This is a genomic window from Myxococcus xanthus (genome assembly GCF_006402735.1).
GTDB classification, from domain to species: domain Bacteria; phylum Myxococcota; class Myxococcia; order Myxococcales; family Myxococcaceae; genus Myxococcus; species Myxococcus xanthus_A.
The window spans coordinates 2,374,776-2,392,346 of sequence record NZ_CP017174.1 but is presented as its reverse complement, the minus strand read 5'-3'; the positions used below and the strand labels follow the sequence as shown (position 1 = coordinate 2,392,346).

Genomic DNA, 17,571 nt, shown 5'->3' with positions numbered 1-17,571 from the left:
ACGTGTAGATGTTCATGCCCACGCTTCGCGAGTGCCACGGCCTCAAAGTCGACTGTCGTAGACTGTTCCGCGATTGGATTGACGAGTTCGACTCCGCCGGACCTCTGCTGGTTCGATCCGCACTACTACGGGCGGCGACATTGAGCCCGATGACTTGCGAGGCACAACTCCCAACCTAAACAAATACTCTCCTTGCCATCCTTGCAGTCTAACTCCCGCTGCGGTCCAACCGCGGTCACGAGCTAGTCGGGCGCTTGAGCATAAGCCATGCTGCACATCATGCGAGATAAGACGGAATGACGAACAATCGCTCCGTAATCGCCCGCGCTCAGAAATCGACAAGAAGCATGAATTAGAATCCACGGACAAGGTGATGAGATGCCCGATCAGGACCGCTGTTATTCGCTGTCGTATTGACTCTCCTTAGGCTTGTCATCCTACCCATCCCTCACTGTCCTCCCAGTGCACCGCCGCGAACCACGCAGTAAGGGCACCCTGGGAGGCACATCGCAGTTCCATCTCTGATTCGCCAGCCACTACTGACGGTCAGGCTTCGTCATCAGGAAGGAGCGTCAAGAGAAGCTCGTCGTCAGGACCGAGAGGACGCCAGCCAGCAGGGGGCGAATTGACGAGGAGCGACGTCCTGACTTCGCGTGCACGCTCCTTGTGCGGTTCTGGGGTATAGGCAATCCAGGGGCCAAGCGCCTTTGCGACCGCGAATCGACTCGTGTCATCGAGCACCACCGGCCACCCATCGGGGAGGCTCCCCCATAGCTCGCGCACAAGTTGTCCACGCACCAAGCGGGTTACTTGCTTGCTTCGCACCGCCTCGACCACCAGGCCATCGTACACCTGGACTCCAGCAACGTCGTCCGGCCCAAGCTCCTCGGCCAATTCCACCAACGATGCGGTGGGACGGAACTCGGCAAAAGCAGTGAGTGAGTCGTAGCCTCGCTCACGGACCCGTTCATACAGGCGGGCCTTCCAGTTTCCCTGCCACGAACGTCCAGCAGTCATTGACTCCTCCCCTTCGTAAACGTCTGCGGGACGAAGTGACGGCGTAGCAGCGTGGCGCCCCACCTCCCCAACTGGAGGGGCACCACAGTCGTTCAGGCTTCGTCGTTGGGAAGGAGCGCCCGGAGAACTTCGTCGTCAGGACCGAGCGGGCGCCAGCCGGCCGGCGGAGGATTGGCGAGGAGCGCGCCGCTAGCACTTCTTACACGCTCCACGAGGGGTTCCGGGGTGTATGCCGACCATTGGCCAAGTGCTATCGCGACCTCCATGCGGGCATCATCATCCAGCACGGCTGGCCAGCCGTTGGGGTGGACCTCCGACAGTTCGCGAACAAGCTGTCCGCGAGCTAATCGAGTGAGCTTCTTGCTGCGCTCAGCCTCAGCGACCAGCCCTTTGAACACCTGGACACCGGCAACGTCGTCCGGGCCAAGCTCCTCTGCAAGAGCGACTAGGGATGCCGTGGGACGATCTTCAGCAAAGGCGGTGACCGAGTCGTACCCCCGCTCACGGACGCGCTCATACAGGCGGGCGATCCAATTCCCCTGCCACGAGCGTCCATCGGTCATCGGCTTCTCCCGGGAGTGAAGTTCATTGGAATATCGTAGGCCTTCATATTCTTACCGACGATCTTGAGGATCGCATGTCGCGTCAACGGCCTCCCGGCGCTGACTTCAGCATCTTGGAGCGCGCGCATAATCCTTCTACTCCACTCTTCGGGCCACATGCGCCCCAGCTTCCAGTTCCCCCCTCCGTGAATCGCCTCGTGGTGGGCCTGCTCCAGCCGGACACAGAACTGGTCGATGTCCATGTCCCCCTTGAAGCCACGCGCCTCGAACCACTCGCGGTGCTCCTTCGGCAACACGTGGTGCTTCGGGGCCTCGGACATTCCGGCCCCCGCCTTGCCCGTCACGCGCATGCCTCGCACCTCGGGACTGTCCCCCAGCGCCTCTCGCACGCCCTCGGGCAAGTCCTGGTGCGCCTGGGCCATCATCACCTGCCCACCGTGAATGCGGACGGCCGCGCTCACTGCTGGAAGGGAGATGACGCCCGCCTGAACCAGCCAGCGCATCATCTCCACCCACTCCGCCGAGACGACGAGCCGCGAGCCCGCCATGACGCCTCCCGAACTCATGACGAGCCCCACGCCGAGCGTCGCGGGGGCGGCTGGGGGTGGCCGGGGGAATGACATCTTCAGCGTGGAAATCAGGGCGAGCAGCTCCATCACCTGCGCCGCCACCATGACTTTGCCGCCCACCTCCATGGCCGAGCGCGCCTCCCGGCGAATCGTGTCGAACTCGTGGGTCAGCGCCCCCATCAGCACGGGCATCGCGGTCGCCGCCGCCTCTATCCGCTCCGCGTCCCCAGACGAGAGGTCCGCCAGCGACGGAGTCAGCTTGCTTTGAACTCGATGCAGGTCCGCGAACAGCTTCTCGGAACCGCACATGGGACAGTCGCGGAGCAAGGCATCAGCCAGTTGAAGGAAGTCCACCCAGGTCGCCAGCAGCAGGGTTCCGAACATCGCGGCCTGGAGCCGGGGCCCCGTCATCTGGAGAATGCCCAGCTCCATGCCGGAATCCCCCACCTCCGACGCCACGCCCGCCAGCGCCGTGGCACTCCCCAGCGTTCCTCGAAGCCACGTCAGTTGCTTGGAGCCATGGTCGAGATAGCGCGTAAACACCCCGTCGAGTCCCCGGCCACCAAGAGAGGAAGGACGCGACGCAAGTCGAGCGCGCGCGGCTTCGATGCCCTCCAGGGAGCGCTTCACCTCATCAATGGCGTCGAGGGTTGCCTGACGCACCGCTACGGCGCTCTGCACTCCACCTCCGACAGCTACGGACGCAGTGCCAGGCACAGCCCCTGTTGCGTCGTGCCGTGGCCCCCGCTGGCGCGCTCGCCGTTGGTCCTCCTCGGGCCCCGAGATTGAGAACGGAGAAGCGTCCGAGGAACGCGGAGGCTCATCGTCTAGCGCGTCTTCCCACGCGGGAGACACGGCCACGCGCGGCGCATAGCTCAACGTTCCGCCAAGCCCGGAGGCATGCGCCACCGAAGCGGCCCCCGTGGCCAGCACCGCCACCACCAGCAGGGCGTTAGCGCGCATTGTCCACCCCCAGGCCCACCGAGGCGAGTGCCCCCGGTCGCAGCGTCCCTTCCGCCGTGGGGAAGAGCAATGTGCCGCCTGTCCCCATCGCGTAGAGCTTCCCGCCCAGGAATCTCCAGCGCACCTCCGCCGCCCCCAGGTAGCGCGCTCCGGGCTGCCCCATACCCACGCCCAGGCCCTTCAACGCCACTTCCAAGCTGCGCTCGAAGAGCTGCACCGCCACGCGCCCGTCGACGTCGAAGCGCCCCCAGGAGAACGCCTCCGCTCCCAGCGACAGCTTCAGGTGTTTGTAGAGGCCCCCGTAGCTGACGGCGTCCCAGCCCACTTCTGCCTCACCGAAAGCCGAGTAGCCGTCCGGGAAGCCAGCATCCGCGAGAGGCACGCCATCCGGGCCCGCCGCTTGGAAGCGCGCCAGTTCGTAGTCCGCTCCGAAGAAACCTTGCCGGAAGCCGCCTTGCTGGCGCCTCGCCTCCAGCCGCAACCGCAGGTTGAGTGTCTCGGTCCCCGCGTCCAACCCAGCGCCCGCCACGGCCCCCCATGCGCCGCCCTCGCCAGGACGCCCGCCCCAGCCCGCAACCAAGTGGACCTCGTAGTCAGGTCGCACCACCACCACCGCCGTTGCGTCCGCATGGGCCAGCGTCACTGAGGCTGCGCGTCCACCCGCGCGCCCCCAGTCATGCACGACGGACAACGCCAGGGTGTAGCGGCTGTGATGTTTGGCCTTGCCGAAGAAGACGTGCTCCATGTCTAGGGAGAACTCCGCGCCCATCAGCCGAGCGCCCAGCACGTCCGAGACGAACGCTTCCGTGTAGAGGGGCCCCAGCGTGCCAGTGAGGAAGCCTCCTGCCGGGTGGTAGTCCGGATTCGCGCGGTTGGAGTAGCGGCGCACCAGATGCCCGGAAAGCAGGCTGTAGCTGTCCAGGCCACCGAACCACACTCCCAGCGGCGCGTTGTCCGAGCCGAACTTGAGGCCACGGACGAGTTGCCCCCAGTCCGAGAGGGAGTCCCAATCCTCCCGCCGCACGAGGCCCGCGCCCTCGCCACCACCCCACATGCGAAAGCGCACTGGGGCGCCCACGTTGACGCCGAACTCGGGGCCACCGTCGATGATGAAGGTGGGCTCCACCTGGATGAAGCCGTCATCACCACCAGCGCCCGCGCGAGGGAGCAGCGCAAACGTCGTCGCCTCCAGGCGCGTCAGGTAGTACCACCTGCGCGCGGGCGAGGCCGGTGGAGTGGACGGCGCCTCTTCCTCTGGCGAGGGAGGCTCCGAGGCCCATCCCGTCATCGGCAGCAGAAGCACCAGCAACAGCGCGGACAGATACCTTCGCTTCCTGTGCATACACGCCTCCTGTGCGTGCCCCGACTTGAGGCACGAGAAACACACGTCTCCCGGTCGGCTCATCGACTTGAGTCGGGCCGGTGGTGAATCAGCAGTGGTGAGAGGGATTGAGGGCCGCCGTTAAACGGTCGGCTGCTTCGTCAACGCACGCCGGGGGCCTGCACCGGGCTCCGTTGGCACGTCGTCCGGATGGAGAGAGCCCGCCAACGCACGACGCGCGCCCCCAAGGGATGACGGCGCTTCCGTCGTGGGCTCGTAGCCGCCCCGCCCCGTGGGCACAGGGGGCGTAATGCCTCCCTCATCGCTGGGCACCTCGAAGTCCCAAAGTCCTTCACTGGCATCCGCGAGCGCCCGCTGAATCTCTCCCAAGGCATCCTCGTGGGTGTAGGGCCCCAGCCGCGCCAACTGGGCACGCAAGATGACCTCCAGCTCAGCAGCCGTCCCGAAGCGTTCAGCAGGACTTCTGCGCAGCATCGTGTGGAGGATGTCCCGAAGGGGCACGGAGAGCCCTCGCGCGGCCTGCTCGACGTCGTCGGAGCGGAATGCCATGGCGCACCAGATGGCGTCTTCAGCGAAGTCAGGCAGCTCCGCCACCACTGACGCCACCGAAGCCGAGAACGCCTGCTCCCGCTCCGGCTTCGACATCCGCGATTCCACCTCTTCAATGCGGACATGGCCCGGGTCGTAGAGGTGACGGCCCGTGGCGAACTCCAACAGCGTCAGTCCCAGGGAGAACACGTCGGCTCGCGCGTCCACCACCTCGCCCAGCAACATCTCCGGTGCCGAGTAGAGGACTTCACCTTGGGGGCGCGGCAGGGACGTGGCCAGCCGCCCCGAGAGACGAGAGAGGGCCACACCGAAATCCGTCAGCCGCACCTCACCATGGGGCCCCACGCGGATTCGAGCGGGATTCACGTCACGGTTGACGATGCCGAGCGGAAAGCCCGCGTCGTCCGTGCGCTCGTGCGCATAGGCCAGCGCCGCCGCGACCTCCGCGCCCACGTAGAGAATGAACGCCTCGGAGAAGTAGCGCCCGCGCGACTGGGCAACGGCCAGCAACGTGTTGAGGGACAGCCCCTCCACATGCTCCATCGCCACGCACAGCCCCTGCGGGATTTCATAGAGGCCATGGACGCGCGCGATGCGCGGGTGACGAAGGTACTGCGCCAACCGCACCTCTTCTTCCAGTCGAGCACGGGCGCGATGGTACTTCTCCGTCACGTCCGTGGACTTCGGCACCGGCAAGCACTTGAGCACCACGCAGTCACCGAGGCCCTTGGGCGTGCGGGTCCGCGCGAGGAGGATTCGCTCACCCACGCGCCCCTCCCCTAAGTCCCGGAAGAACTCGTAGGAGGTGTCGCCGTTGGTGAATAGGACAGCGCTCCCGGCAGGCCGAGAGTCAGACGGATTGGACATGGGCAGGAAGCTCCGAGTGCCCGCGCGAGAGGGATTCTCGCAAAGGCAAACTCAAGGTACTGCCAGCCCATTCCGAGTTGAACGACGTGTCAGGTCTAAAAAGGATGAATTATCCTTCACCCCGAGTGAACCGAGATAGGCCAGATTTGCAAAGTTTCTTTACGCTCTCAGAGGGAAACTAGGGCCAACGCTCGACGGGATAGGCGGGGTTACTTCTCCCCACAACCGTAGCCCCGGGTTTGGACTCCTCCCACTTCTCAATGTACCCCCGCCTTCCCAGCGCGAAGCAGACGGGCACGGTGCGACCATCGGGGAGTTCTGCTTCTGTGTAGCGCCCCACGAGAAACTCTCCGCTCGTCCAAAGGTAGCCTGACAGCCGGGTTCCTTCCGGTAGCCCTTTCAAGTAGCTGCGCAACACCACTCCGGTCACGGGACCATCGGCATAAGTACCGGCTTCCCCCTGGAAGCCGGGCTGGCGCCTATCAAGCGTGAGCAGCACCGAATCTCCCGGACTCAAGCGCAGGCCACCTTTCTGCTCCCACCTGAACATGACTTCACGTGCCTCTGAGGGGCAGGCGCCGGGCTCGGGACGCACCTGCGCACCTGGGCAACCAATGGAAAGCGCGGCGGCAGCGGTCGCACCCGCGCACGTCTTGAGGAACCCAGCCCACGGAGAGGGGGGCCAGCTCGGACGGGAGGCCAGGGCCTTTGGCTTCCTGGCGGTGGACTCGGCGGGCAGAGGGATTCGGGCAGGAGCGCGCTTCACGGGAGGGCTTTCTTTCTCGACAGGCACGGGAGGGGGCAAAGCTACCCCAGGGGACGACACAGGGGGTGTAGGAGGGACGGAGGAAGCCACCGGCTCAATGGCGCCAGCATCCGTTGGCGGGGGCGGCGCGGGGGGCTCCACAAGCCGCTGCGCCTGCCGTGTTGGGGCCGTGGGGCGTAGAGCCGCGTAGCCCACCAGCGAGGCCACAACGAGCGCCAGGATGGCCACTGCGCCCGCCACGCGTCGCCCAGGGGTCCGCTTCGGCGTGGAGGGCTGCGCTTCGTCCTGGGGCACGTCGTTATGCGCCACCTCCAGGGCAAGCGGAAGATGCGGCGTGGGGACATGCAACGTCGCCGTCCACGCCTCGCCTTCTTCGTGTAGCAGCGCGTCCAACTCGCGCCGCATGACTTCGGCGGAAGGGGCGCGCTTCTCGGGGTGGCGCTCGATGAAGTGCATGGCCGCAGCGCTCAAGGACACGGGCACGCGCGGATTCAGTGCGTGCGGCGCGGGGGGAGGCCACTGGGCGCCCACCAGGACGCGGGGCGTTTCGCGCACAGGCTGGGGATTGGTCAGCACGTCATAGAGGCAGACTCCCAGCGCGTACACGTCGTCGGTCGCCTTGAACTCGTAACGCGCGTCCTGCTCATCACCGTGCTCACGAAGGAAGCGCGACGCTTCGGGGGACCGATAGCGCCGAGTGCCAGGTGGCAAGGGCGTGTCCGTCAGCTCCGGGGCCAGCGTGTAATCCCCCACGCCGAAATCCAGGATGAAGGGCTCACCATCCGTGGCGCGCACGAGGATGTTCCCCAGCTTCAAGTCGCGGTGAAAGACGCCACGCGAATGCAGGTGAGCGAGAGCGCCCGAAAGCTTGCCGAACACCCGGGCCACTTCATGCGCCGTGGGGTGCGTCTTCTCCACCCACTCCCCCAGCGTGTAGCCCTCCACGTAGTCCAGGATGATGTAGAGCCACCCCTGGGTCGGGTGCTGCCAACGTCCGTGGGCGTGGACTTCCACGACGTTGGGATGGCCGCTCACCTGGGACAGACAGACCATCTCCCGCAGCAGACGCGCGTCGGCCTGTTCAGCGTCTCCACTACTGGCCCGGTGCATGGCCATCTTCATCGCGAAGTGGTGGCCCTCTTTCTCCACGAGGTAGACGGCGCCGAAGCTCCCCGCGCCCAGCGGCTTCACGACGCGCCAGCCGTCCACCGTCTGCCCAGGTTGCAGGTGTGCCGGACTCAACCCGATCAACATGGAAGGCGGTTCTAGAACGGGAGTCGAGGAATGAGAAGGCGCCGCCCCCCGTCGTTGTCGCGCAGCTCCAACCGGAGCGCCGCGCCTTCCGGCCAGTTGGGCGCCCCAGTCTCCACCACCACGAGAGCTGTCCCACCCGGTTCGATCCGAGGCTCCTTCATGCGCACCGCGAGCACGTTGATGCGTTCACCTCTCGCAGCCACGGAGAGCCGAGCCTCCACAGGCGTCCAGGGCTCCGAGCCGGTGTTGCGCACCCGAAGAGCAAGCGCGGCCCACGTGCTTGAGCGGTAGGAGGTTGTATCTTCGAGGAAGAGACGACTGCCAACCTCGTTGCTCGCCACCTCGCTCCATCCTGCCCGGACGCCGGACACGTCGAGAAGCCCCGCGAGGATCAGCCCAGCCGGACCGCTCGCCACAGAACGAGCACGGAGCGCCTCCAACTCGGCATCCTTGGCCGCACAGGCCGCGCGCACCTCGTCCAACTCAGCCTGAATCGCATCTGCCGTTCGCGGCAGGCGCGACACCATCACCTGCGCGTCCACCTCGGCAGGGTGCGTGACGAGCGAGAACGCGACACGGGAGGGGACCGCGCCGTCCGCGAATGGGACAGTCAGCTCCACACCTCGCCCGGGCCCCTGCTCCATCGCGGGCTTGAGCACGATGCTGCGCCCATTGACCTCGAACAGCGCGATTTGCCCCCCAGCGTCCCCGAGCACCACCGCCTCCCGGTCCACAGGGGAGTCGAACTCCAAGGTCGTGAGGTAGCCCGGCGCAACGTGAAGCACCACAGGCTTGCCAGACGTGGCCGCCGAGAGCGCCACCCGCCGCCGCTTCAGCTCCCGCGCGCGGAGGGGCTCCTGGGGCTGTGCCGCAGCCGTCAGGCCCACCAGGAACACGAGGGGCAGGACAAGCCGGGCCAGTGACGAGAACACGCGCGGGCGACCTCCATGGGGCATGGCAGGACCGTACCAGGATGCGCGCGGCTTCCAGCCCTTCTCCGTTTGTCCTGGTGCGAGGGCACTTCGGCAACCCACAAGAAATCCAGCGCATTTGCCGGGTCACACCCCTCAAAACAACTCCGGAGCACGCGGTCCACACGCAGCATGTGTTCATTCCATAGGTGGGAGCGCCGAACTGTTCATCGGAGGCGGGCCCGGCGATTTTCTGCGGGATTTTCTCAGCGTGGATGACCTCCGAGCACGGTCCTGAGTGGCCACCCATCGGAAATCCGAGCCGGGGGGCCTTCCGCAAGTCACCCGAGCCACCCACGGAATCCACACGCATTTAGCTGGGGCCACCCCCAGTCAGTCATGGCCGAGAAATGGCCCGGAAATGGTCGCGTGGGCCACCCGCAAAAACCGCACGCATTTACCGGGGGCAGGACATCGCTAGAGGAGTCCAACGCGTGATTGAACAGGTTGAGCAGTACCGCCCCCGCATCGTCGCAGCACTCACCGACGCAGGTCCCCAGGGGCGTACCGTGAAGGAGCTGTGCGGCGCGCTTGGAGCGGGAGAGCAGGCCATCCGGCGCAGTCTCGCGGTGCTCGTCGCCGCTGGCGTGGTGCGCGAGTTCTCCAAGTACCAGCCCGGCGTTCGCGGCGCAGTGCCTCGGGCCTACAGCCTTGTCGGGAAGGGCGAATGAGCGCGCGCTGTCCCCAACCCCACCGAGGCCATGACGCTGTGACTGACGGACGATGGTTTCCACTCCCTCTTCTTCTTTCTTCTCTTAGGAATGAGAGGTCTCCGTCACTCCGTCACGTACAGAGTGAAAAAGGGCATGACGGAGCTGTGACGGAACACCCAGCGCCGGGGCGTCCGTCACACCCCCGCGAAGTGTCGCCACTCCCTGTTCAACACGGCGCCGTCGTCGTGCATCCATCGAACTCCCCAGCGTCGGGCCCCATGACTTGGACTCTCTGCATCACCCCCTCGCGCTTCCAGCCAGACCAACTCTCCGTCCGGGAGTTCTCGTCCATCGATGGCCTCATGTCGGAGTTCTTCGAGGACGCCCTGGACCCGACGCTTCGCACGGAGAAGGACGGTCACGCCGTCATCCCCGCCAAGCCTCTCCCACCTCGCGCCAATGGGTTCTACGAGGGCAAGGGCGGCGACCCCACACCCACGCCATACAGGCGCAATGCGAACTTCTCGCACGTCGCCCTGGCCGTCGTGGACTTCGACTGCGAGGAGCTGGCCGCGTTGGACGCGTGGCTCGCGAGCCTTCGCCAGCGTGGCCTCTGGTTCCTCGCATACCCGACCCACTCCTACGGGCATCACTTCAAGCCCATCCGCTACCGCGTCGTCCTTCCATTCAGTGAGCCCGTCGCGGTTGGCTCGCCAAGCCGGTGGGCCGACAGCCTCTGGCCGCGCCTCATGGACTACTTGGGACTCGCGGCACAGGCGACGGCCGCGTTGAAGGCGGATGCGTCCTGCAAGGACGTGGCGCGCCTCTACTACCTTCCAAGCTGGAACCCCGCGAACCCCACCCCGCGCCCGGCTCCCGAGCATCACCGAGGCCAACCGCTCGACGTGGAAGCGATGTTTGGCCCCATGCTGCGCCAGCCGTTTGCCCGCTACGTCGAGCTCCCCGACATGCAGCAGGTCACCGGAGCGGCCTCCGTGGACCTCCAGGCCGTTCGGAAGCGACTGCGCCGCTTCAAACGGAAGGACTACTGCCAGGTCATCGCGCAGATGGACGCAAGCGAAGTGCTCATGCTCGACGGCCAGCGCCACCTTGGCATCAACCGGCTGACGGAGATGCTCGCCAGGGTTGCCGCACCGGAAGAAAGCTCGGAGAGCCTGCTCGCCATCGCCCAGCGCTCACTCGATGCGCTCGGTAAGCTGGAACCCTCCCGCGACGTCTGGGGGGAGGCGCTTCGAGGGCTGGACGGCGCACGCGCCAAGCTCCAACAGTGGGACCTTCAGCAGAAGGCCAATCGCGAGGCGAAAGACGCCAAGTGGCGAAGAACCATCCTGCTCGCCGCCACCTCCAACCACCGCACTGGGAGCGCCTCATGACTCCGAACCGCCCTCCCGAAAATGAGGCCGCCACGGACGCCGACCGAGAAGCGGCTCGCGCGGAGATTGCGAGCCTTCCCCTGGTGAAGGTCGTCCCTCTGGAGCGCTACCTGTCGCGCCGACCGGGTGGCCGCTCCTTCAGCTCGGACTTCCTCACCCAGAAGGCCGCCGAGGACTACTTGATACTGCGCCAGCTTCTCCACCCACGCGACACGTGGCCGAGAGGTGCCAGCCCCTTGGCCGTAGGACCCAACGTGTCGCAGCTCTGCGTCGGAGTCATGGGGCTCGAATGCCGCCCCAACGCCCCCGAGCTGTTGCCTCGCGAGGACGATACGTATGCGGTCAACACGTGGGAGGCACCAACGCTCACCCCAGCGCCGGGGGACTGGGCCGACGTGCGACGCGTCCTTCTCTGGCTCGCGGAGGATGAAGCCGGGCTCGATTGGCTCCTGAACTGGATTGCGTTCAAGGTGCAGAACCCAGGCTCCAAGCCAGGAACCGCAGTCCTTCTCCAGGGCCCCCCGGGCACCGGAAAGAACGTGCTCTATCGCATCCTGGCGCACGTACTCGGCCACGCGAACTGCGTCCAGATTGGGGAAGACGACCTCGCCAAGCCCTATAACCACCACTACGCCACGAAGCTGTTGGTCTTCGCCAACGAGCTGCTCGACAACCACAAGCGCGGTGGGGCACTGGGCGACGGTCTCAAGGCGACCATCACCGATGGCGAGGTGTTCCTGGAGAGCAAGGGCGTTGCCCGTACTCCAGCGGTCAACCGCGTCGCGCTCATCGCGGCGACCAACCGATCCAAGCCCATCGAACTGGAGGAGAGCGACCGGCGATGGACGGTCTTCCACAACAGGACGAAGCCCGCCGAGTACCACCACCCGGACATGGGGCTGTCCCACCGCGATTTCTTGGAGTCGCTCCATGCTCCGGGCACGGATGACGCCTTCACCCCAGAGTTCATGCGGCAGGTGGCCGCCTTCGCCTACGAGATGAGTACCCGCGCGGTGGACATGAAGCGAGTCCGCAGACCGCACACGAACGCATCCCGCGATGAACTCCAGCAGCTCAGCGAGCCCGTAACGGAGCAATTCCTCCGTGAACTCAGCGAGAGCCCCGAGCCAGACCGACAGCTCTACAATTGGGCGACACACGTCTCCAACTTCGCCTCGATTTGGACCACGACCATGGGGCCCCGAGTCGGAAAAACTCAAGCGCTCACAAATGACGCCCTCTTCGTGGCCATGGTGGGGTTCTGCAAGTCCACCGGACAGAAGCACCCCCCACAGAAACGGACCTTCCTGGCCGCGTTGAAGGCAGCGGGCTGGGTTGAGCAACGCGACAACAAGGCGAGGGGCTGGCTTCCGCCATGGCACGTGAACAGGAGCGATGCCCCTTCGAGCCACGACGCGAAGGTCGTTCCGTTCCCCTCGCCGAACTCCATCCCACCATCAACCTCGAATGCCCATCCCCACTTTACGAGGCCGCGATCCCTGCGGGACCGATTGATGGGGAAACCTTCATGAGCCACAGCACTTGTCGCAAAGCCCCTGTGCTCGCAGCGGTGGCTCTCCCCGGGGCCCCCGACTTCCTCACCGTGGAAGAAGCCGCAGCACTCCTGCGCGTGAATCGGAAGACGCTCTATGAGTCCATCCGACTCGGGCAGGTGCCCGGCATCGTGCGGCTCGGAAGAGTCCTCCGCATCCGTCGAAGCGCATTGGTAAACTGGATGCCGGGTAACAGCGGTCCTGCGCTCGGAGAGAAGAAGCCATGAGCGTCAGGCTGCGGAAGTGGAAGACGAAGGAGGGAAAGGTGCAGGAGGCGTGGTGGGTAGACGTGAAGTACCAGCACCCCGACGGGCGTGTGGAGCGCATCCGCAAGGCGTCTCCACTCAACACCCGCCGTGGAGCTGAAGAGTACGAGCGTCAGGTTCGCCACGCACTGCTGACTGGAACCTTCGGAAAGGAGAAGCAAAGCGAGCCGGACCGAATCCTCACCCTCGGGGAGTTCGTCCCGCGCTTCCTCACCTACAGCGAGAACAACGACAAACACTCCACCGTCGTCACCAAACAGCAGCACCAGGAAGACCACATCATTCCGTTCTTCGGAGAAATGGCTCTGGACGCCATCGGCCCGTCGCAAATCGAGGACTTCAAAGCCGCCATGAAGAAGAAGCCCTCGGCTGCGCGCTCACGCAAGGCAGCCCCCACAAAGGCAGCCATCAGAAAGCGCAAGGACGTGACGCCCAATCCACTGAGCAAGAAGTTCATCAACAACGTCTTGTCATCGCTCAGCAAGCTCCTGGCCGTCGCGGTCGAGCAGAAGGTCATCCGGGAGGCTCCTTACGTGAAGCCCTTCGGGAAGTTGCCCAAGCCCGACTTCGACTTCCTCACCTTTGAGGAAGCCGAGCGGCTCATCGATGCAGCCGAACCGGAGTGGCGGCCATTGATTCTCGTGGCCATCAAGACAGGGCTGCGGGAGGGGGAGCTTATCGGGCTCCAGTGGAACGACCTGGACTTGCAGCGCCGCAAGCTCCAGGTTCGCCGCACCGTCTGGAGGGGCGTTGAGGACTTGCCCAAGGGCGGGCGCGAACGGACCGTGGACGTCCCGACTTCGGTGGTGGAAACGCTCAAGGCCCACCGCCACCTGCGAGGCCGCCATGTCTTCTGCCAAGAGGACGGACAGCCTCTCACCGAAGGGAAGATGAAGGCCCCCCTTCGTCGAGCCCTCCGGGCGGCAGGCATCACCCGCGAAGTGGGGCAAGTCGGCTGGCATGACCTACGGCACACCTACGCCAGCCACCTCGCCATGCGGGGCATTCCGATGAAGGTCATTCAGGAGCTACTGGGCCATGCGGACCTCAGCACCACGAATCGGTACGCCCACCTCGCGCCGGGGGCCCGGGAGAGTGCCGTGCAGCAGCTCGACCAACCAGCGCCCCAGCTCCAGGCCGAACCGACCAGAGACGCCGCAGGGGCACACTGAGGGCACATGAAGCTACGAGGACAAAGAAAAAGCCCAGCAACCCGTTGAGATTGCTGGGCTTCACTCAGTGGAGGCGGCGGGAATCGAACCCGCGTCCGAAAGCCGTCCGTTCTTCGACCCTACGTGCGTAGTCCGCGATTTGCTACGTCCCTGAGGCTCCCACGGACGGGATACTCAGAGCCGGTCCTGGAAAGGTCTCGCCACCTCGGGTCCAGGCCCCCTCGGCAGCCAGCCTGCATTATGACGGTCTGTCCCAACCCCACAGGCCGAGGGCGGGGGGACCGCGCACTAAGAGCTGTTTTTAGGCAGCCAGCGCGAGCTCAACGTTGTCGTTGGCTTTTGTGTCTTTGCCCGGTTGGATTTACGAGCTACCTGACAAGCTCGGCACGCGTCTCGAACTTCATTGCCCCCGTCGAAACCAGGTCGCCCCCGGTAGGTTCACTGCTGGTGACGCGGCCACTCACCGCGCCCCGTCTTCCTCACATTAACCGCTGACGAGGGCGCGTCAATCCTCCTGAACGACTTCAGGCACACCTGGGCGCACGGCCGTAGACACTCCGCGCACAAGCCCCTCCCCCACCGAGCCAGCCGTCGTAGGGTCGCCTACCCGCCGGGTCCCGCTTCTTCCGCCCCGGCCACGAGGCACCTGAATGAGACGACTGCTCCCCCTCCTTCTGCTCCTGCTGGGCACCGCCCTGCCGGCCGCCGCCGCGCCCGCCCCGGCGTCGAACGCGTTCCCGTACACCCTCCACACGGACACCCTGCCCAACGGCCTCACCGTGGTCCGCGTGCCCTACCCGTCGCGCGGCATCATCGCTTACGTCACCGTGGTCCGCGTGGGCTCGCGCAACGAGGTGGAACCCGGCCGCACCGGCTTCGCCCACTTCTTCGAGCACATGATGTTCAAGGGCACGAAGACGCACCCGGAAGGCGACCGCGAGCGCATCCTCGGGAACTTCGGCTACGACGACAACGCCTTCACCACCGACGACATCACCCTCTACTACTCCTACGGCCCCACCGCCGGCCTGCCCCAGCTCATCGAAATCGAGGCGGACCGCTTCCGGAACCTGGAGTACAGCGAGCCGTCCTTCCAGACGGAGGCGCTCGCCGTGCTCGGCGAGTACCACAAGAACGCCGCCGCCCCCTTCCTCAAGATGGAGGAGGAGCTCAACGCCGCGGCCTTCACCCGCCACACGTACCAACACACCACCATGGGCTTCTACAAGGACATCCAGGCGATGCCCCAGGCCTATGACTACAGCCGCACCTTCTTCGAGCGCTGGTACACGCCCGACAACACCCTGCTCTTCATCATCGGCGACTTCGACGACGCCAAGGTCATGGAGCTCGTGCGTCAGCACTACGGCCCCTGGGACCGCAAGGCCGCCCAGGTCTCCGTCCCTGCCGAGCCGCCCCAGAAGGGGCCTCGCACCGCCCACATCGACTGGCCTCAGCCCACGCAGCCTCGGCAGGTGATTGCGTGGCGCACGCCCGGCGCCGGAACCAGCCCGGCCGACGCCGCCATCCAGACGCTCCTCGTGGACTACCTGGCCGGCCCCACCAGCCCCGCCTACAAGACGCTGGTCCTGGACAAGCAGCTCGTGGAGTCCATTGGCAGCGACTACTCCGAGCACCGCGACCCGCACCTCTTCACCCTCACCGCCACCCTCAAGGACGAGCGCCACCGCGACACCGTCCGCAAGACGCTGCTCCAGGAGGTCAGCCGGCTCGCCGCTGGCCGCGTGGACGCCGCGCGGCTCAAGGCCATCCAGGACCACGCCCGCTACGGCGCGCTCATGGCCCTGGAGACGCCTCGGGACGTGGGCATCCAGCTCGGCTGGTACGCCGGCGTCACGGGCTCGCCCGACGGCTTCCAGCGCCACCTGCAGAGCCTGCCCAAGGTGACGCCCGCGCAGCTCTCCGACTTCACCAAGCGCTACCTCACCGCCAACAAACTCATCCTGCTCAGCCTCACCCCCAAGACGGACGCCCAGGGAGGGACGAAGTGATGAAGACCCGAGCGCTCATGTCCCTCACCGCCCTGCTGGGGCTCGCCGGCTGCGCCACCACGCCGAAGCCGCCTCCCGACGAGAACGCGCCGCCGCCCGCGGTGCCCGCCCAGGCGGCGGCGCCCGAGCCCGCTCCGCGGCCCGCGCGCCCGGAGGCCGTGCCCGCGACGCCGCTGCGCCAGCCCAAGCCCATGGAGCAGGTCGTCCTGGCGCGTCCGGACTCGCCCATCGTCTCGTTCCGGCTCGTGTTCCACACCGGCTCCGTGGACGACCCGAAGGGCAAGGAGGGCCTCACCGCCCTCACCGCGCAGCTCATGGCGGAGGGCGGCACGCAGAAGCTCACCGCCTCGCAACTGCTCGAGGCCCTGTACCCCATGGCCGCGGAGCTGGACGTCTTCGTGGACAAGGAGTTCACGACGTTCTCCGGCCGCGTCCACAAGGACTTCCTGACGCGCTTCCAGGACATCTTCACCGACGTGCTCCTGGCCCCACGCCTGGACGCCGCCGAGCTGGAGCGCCTGCGCGCCAACGCCATCAGCGACGTGGAGAACGGCCTGCGCAGCGCCAATGACGAGGCGCTGGGCAAGGTCGCGCTGGACGCCCTGCTCTACCAGGGTCACCCCTACGCGCACTTCACCGGCGGCACCGTGCAGGGGTTGAAGGCGATTACGCTGGACGACGTGAAGGCCCACGCCCAGCACGTCTTCACGCAGGACCGGCTCGTCATCGGCCTGGCGGGCGCGGTGGATGACGCGCTGGCGCAGGCGCTCAGCTCGCGCCTGTCCGCGCTGCCCGCGAAGGGGGCTCCGCGCGTAGAGCTGCCCGCCGTGCCGACGACGGCCGGCCGCACCGTCATCATCCAGAAGCCCACGCTCTCCACCGCCGTCAGCATGGGCTTCGTCAGCACCATCCGCCGCGGCGACCCGGACTTCTTCCCGGTGGCCTTCGCCATGTCCAACCTGGGCGAGCACCGCCAGTCCATTGGCGTGCTCTTCACCGAGCTGCGCGAGAAGCGCGGCCTCAACTACGGCGACTACGCCTACGCCGAGCACTTCATCGAGTCGCCCGGCACCACGTACAACCGCACCAACATCGCGCGCACCCAGCAGGACCTGTCCCTGTGGATTCGCCCCGTGGTGCCCACCAACGGCGTGTTCGCCACGCGCGGCGCGGTGTTCTTCCTGGACCAGATGGTGAAGGAGGGAATCCCCCAGGAGCGATTCGAGCTGATGCGCGGCTTCCTCCAGGGCTACACCCGCCTGTGGGAGCAGACGGACCAGCGCCGGCTGGGCTACGCCATTGACGGGCTCTTCTACGGCACGCCCGACTTCCTGGAGCAGTACCGCCAGGCCATGTCGAAGATGACGCCGCAGTCCGTCCAGGAGGCGCTGCGCCGCCGCGTGCAGCCCGAGGCCCTCAACTTCGCCTTCGTCACCGAGGACGCGGAGGGGCTCGCCCAGGCGCTGCGCTCCGGTGCGCCATCGCCCATCACCTACGCGTCACCCAAGCCCGAGGAGCTGCTGACGCAGGACCAGAGCATCTCCTCGTCCAAGCTGCCCCTGCGCCCGGAGGCCATTCAGGTCATCCCCGCGCAGCAGTTCATGGAGAAATAACACACGGCTGTAATCAGCAGTACCGGGGGGTGGGTCGTTTCCTTCCA

Annotated in this window: 14 protein-coding genes and 1 other RNA gene; 7 read left to right on the top strand and 8 right to left on the bottom strand. The window is 66.2% G+C overall.

Features of this window, described 5'->3' with window-relative positions; genetic code table 11:
* Positions 1–546: 546 nt before the first annotated feature.
* From BHS09_RS10205 to BHS09_RS10175, 7 genes are all read right to left on the bottom strand, one after another.
* Positions 547–1,017, bottom strand: a complete 471-nt coding sequence (locus BHS09_RS10205; RefSeq protein WP_140797777.1) for an NUDIX hydrolase — start codon at positions 1,015–1,017, stop codon at positions 547–549.
* A 92-nt stretch (positions 1,018–1,109) separates the two neighbouring features.
* Complete coding sequence (locus BHS09_RS10200) at positions 1,110–1,580, bottom strand: NUDIX hydrolase (RefSeq protein ID WP_140797776.1); 471 nt, start codon at positions 1,578–1,580, stop codon at positions 1,110–1,112.
* Entirely contained in the window at positions 1,577–2,830 is a 1,254-nt protein-coding gene (locus BHS09_RS10195; RefSeq protein WP_335929700.1) for a DUF2380 domain-containing protein, read from the bottom strand. The genes BHS09_RS10200 and BHS09_RS10195 overlap by 4 nt, the downstream gene beginning before the upstream one ends.
* 271 nt (positions 2,831–3,101) lie before the next feature.
* Positions 3,102–4,454, bottom strand: a complete 1,353-nt coding sequence (locus BHS09_RS10190) for a hypothetical protein (protein WP_140797774.1) — start codon at positions 4,452–4,454, stop codon at positions 3,102–3,104.
* A gap of 120 nt (positions 4,455–4,574) precedes the next feature.
* Positions 4,575–5,870 carry a serine/threonine protein kinase gene (locus BHS09_RS10185; RefSeq protein WP_140797773.1) on the bottom strand — a complete coding sequence of 432 codons (1,296 nt, stop codon included), beginning with the start codon at positions 5,868–5,870 and terminating at the stop codon, positions 4,575–4,577.
* A 178-nt stretch (positions 5,871–6,048) separates the two neighbouring features.
* Positions 6,049–7,890 carry a serine/threonine protein kinase gene (locus BHS09_RS10180; protein WP_237080278.1) on the bottom strand — a complete coding sequence of 614 codons (1,842 nt, stop codon included), beginning with the start codon at positions 7,888–7,890 and terminating at the stop codon, positions 6,049–6,051.
* Positions 7,891–7,901: 11 nt separating this feature from the next.
* A complete protein-coding gene (locus BHS09_RS10175; protein WP_161605141.1) occupies positions 7,902–8,822 on the bottom strand; it encodes a DUF2381 family protein in 921 nt (306 codons plus the stop codon).
* A 473-nt stretch (positions 8,823–9,295) separates the two neighbouring features.
* Between BHS09_RS10175 and BHS09_RS10170 the strand changes: the two genes are divergently transcribed.
* From BHS09_RS10170 to BHS09_RS10150, 5 genes are all read left to right on the top strand, one after another.
* Positions 9,296–9,532 (top strand): helix-turn-helix domain-containing protein, encoded by a 237-nt coding sequence (locus tag BHS09_RS10170; RefSeq protein WP_002636263.1) that lies wholly within the window; start codon positions 9,296–9,298, stop codon positions 9,530–9,532.
* 260 nt (positions 9,533–9,792) lie between these two features.
* Positions 9,793–10,908: a hypothetical protein gene (locus BHS09_RS10165; RefSeq protein ID WP_140797770.1), complete on the top strand. Its 1,116-nt coding sequence runs from the start codon at positions 9,793–9,795 to the stop codon at positions 10,906–10,908.
* Positions 10,905–12,440, top strand: a complete 1,536-nt coding sequence (locus BHS09_RS10160; protein ID WP_140797769.1) for a DUF5906 domain-containing protein — start codon at positions 10,905–10,907, stop codon at positions 12,438–12,440. Before BHS09_RS10165 ends, BHS09_RS10160 begins: the two co-directional genes overlap by 4 nt.
* A complete protein-coding gene (locus tag BHS09_RS10155; RefSeq protein WP_140797768.1) occupies positions 12,437–12,688 on the top strand; it encodes a helix-turn-helix domain-containing protein in 252 nt (83 codons plus the stop codon). The genes BHS09_RS10160 and BHS09_RS10155 overlap by 4 nt, the downstream gene beginning before the upstream one ends.
* Positions 12,685–13,899, top strand: coding sequence for a tyrosine-type recombinase/integrase (locus tag BHS09_RS10150; RefSeq protein ID WP_140797767.1), 1,215 nt, complete (start codon positions 12,685–12,687; stop codon positions 13,897–13,899). Before BHS09_RS10155 ends, BHS09_RS10150 begins: the two co-directional genes overlap by 4 nt.
* A gap of 65 nt (positions 13,900–13,964) precedes the next feature.
* Here the strand turns inward: BHS09_RS10150 and ssrA are convergent.
* Positions 13,965–14,330, bottom strand: a transfer-messenger RNA (tmRNA) gene (ssrA, locus tag BHS09_RS10145).
* A gap of 219 nt (positions 14,331–14,549) precedes the next feature.
* On the opposite strand from ssrA, the gene BHS09_RS10140 reads away from it, so the two are divergent.
* Positions 14,550–15,911, top strand: a complete 1,362-nt coding sequence (locus tag BHS09_RS10140) for a M16 family metallopeptidase (protein WP_140797766.1) — start codon at positions 14,550–14,552, stop codon at positions 15,909–15,911.
* Positions 15,911–17,524 carry a M16 family metallopeptidase gene (locus BHS09_RS10135; RefSeq protein ID WP_140789274.1) on the top strand — a complete coding sequence of 538 codons (1,614 nt, stop codon included), beginning with the start codon at positions 15,911–15,913 and terminating at the stop codon, positions 17,522–17,524. The genes BHS09_RS10140 and BHS09_RS10135 overlap by 1 nt, the downstream gene beginning before the upstream one ends.
* The last annotated feature ends 47 nt before the right edge of the window (positions 17,525–17,571 follow it).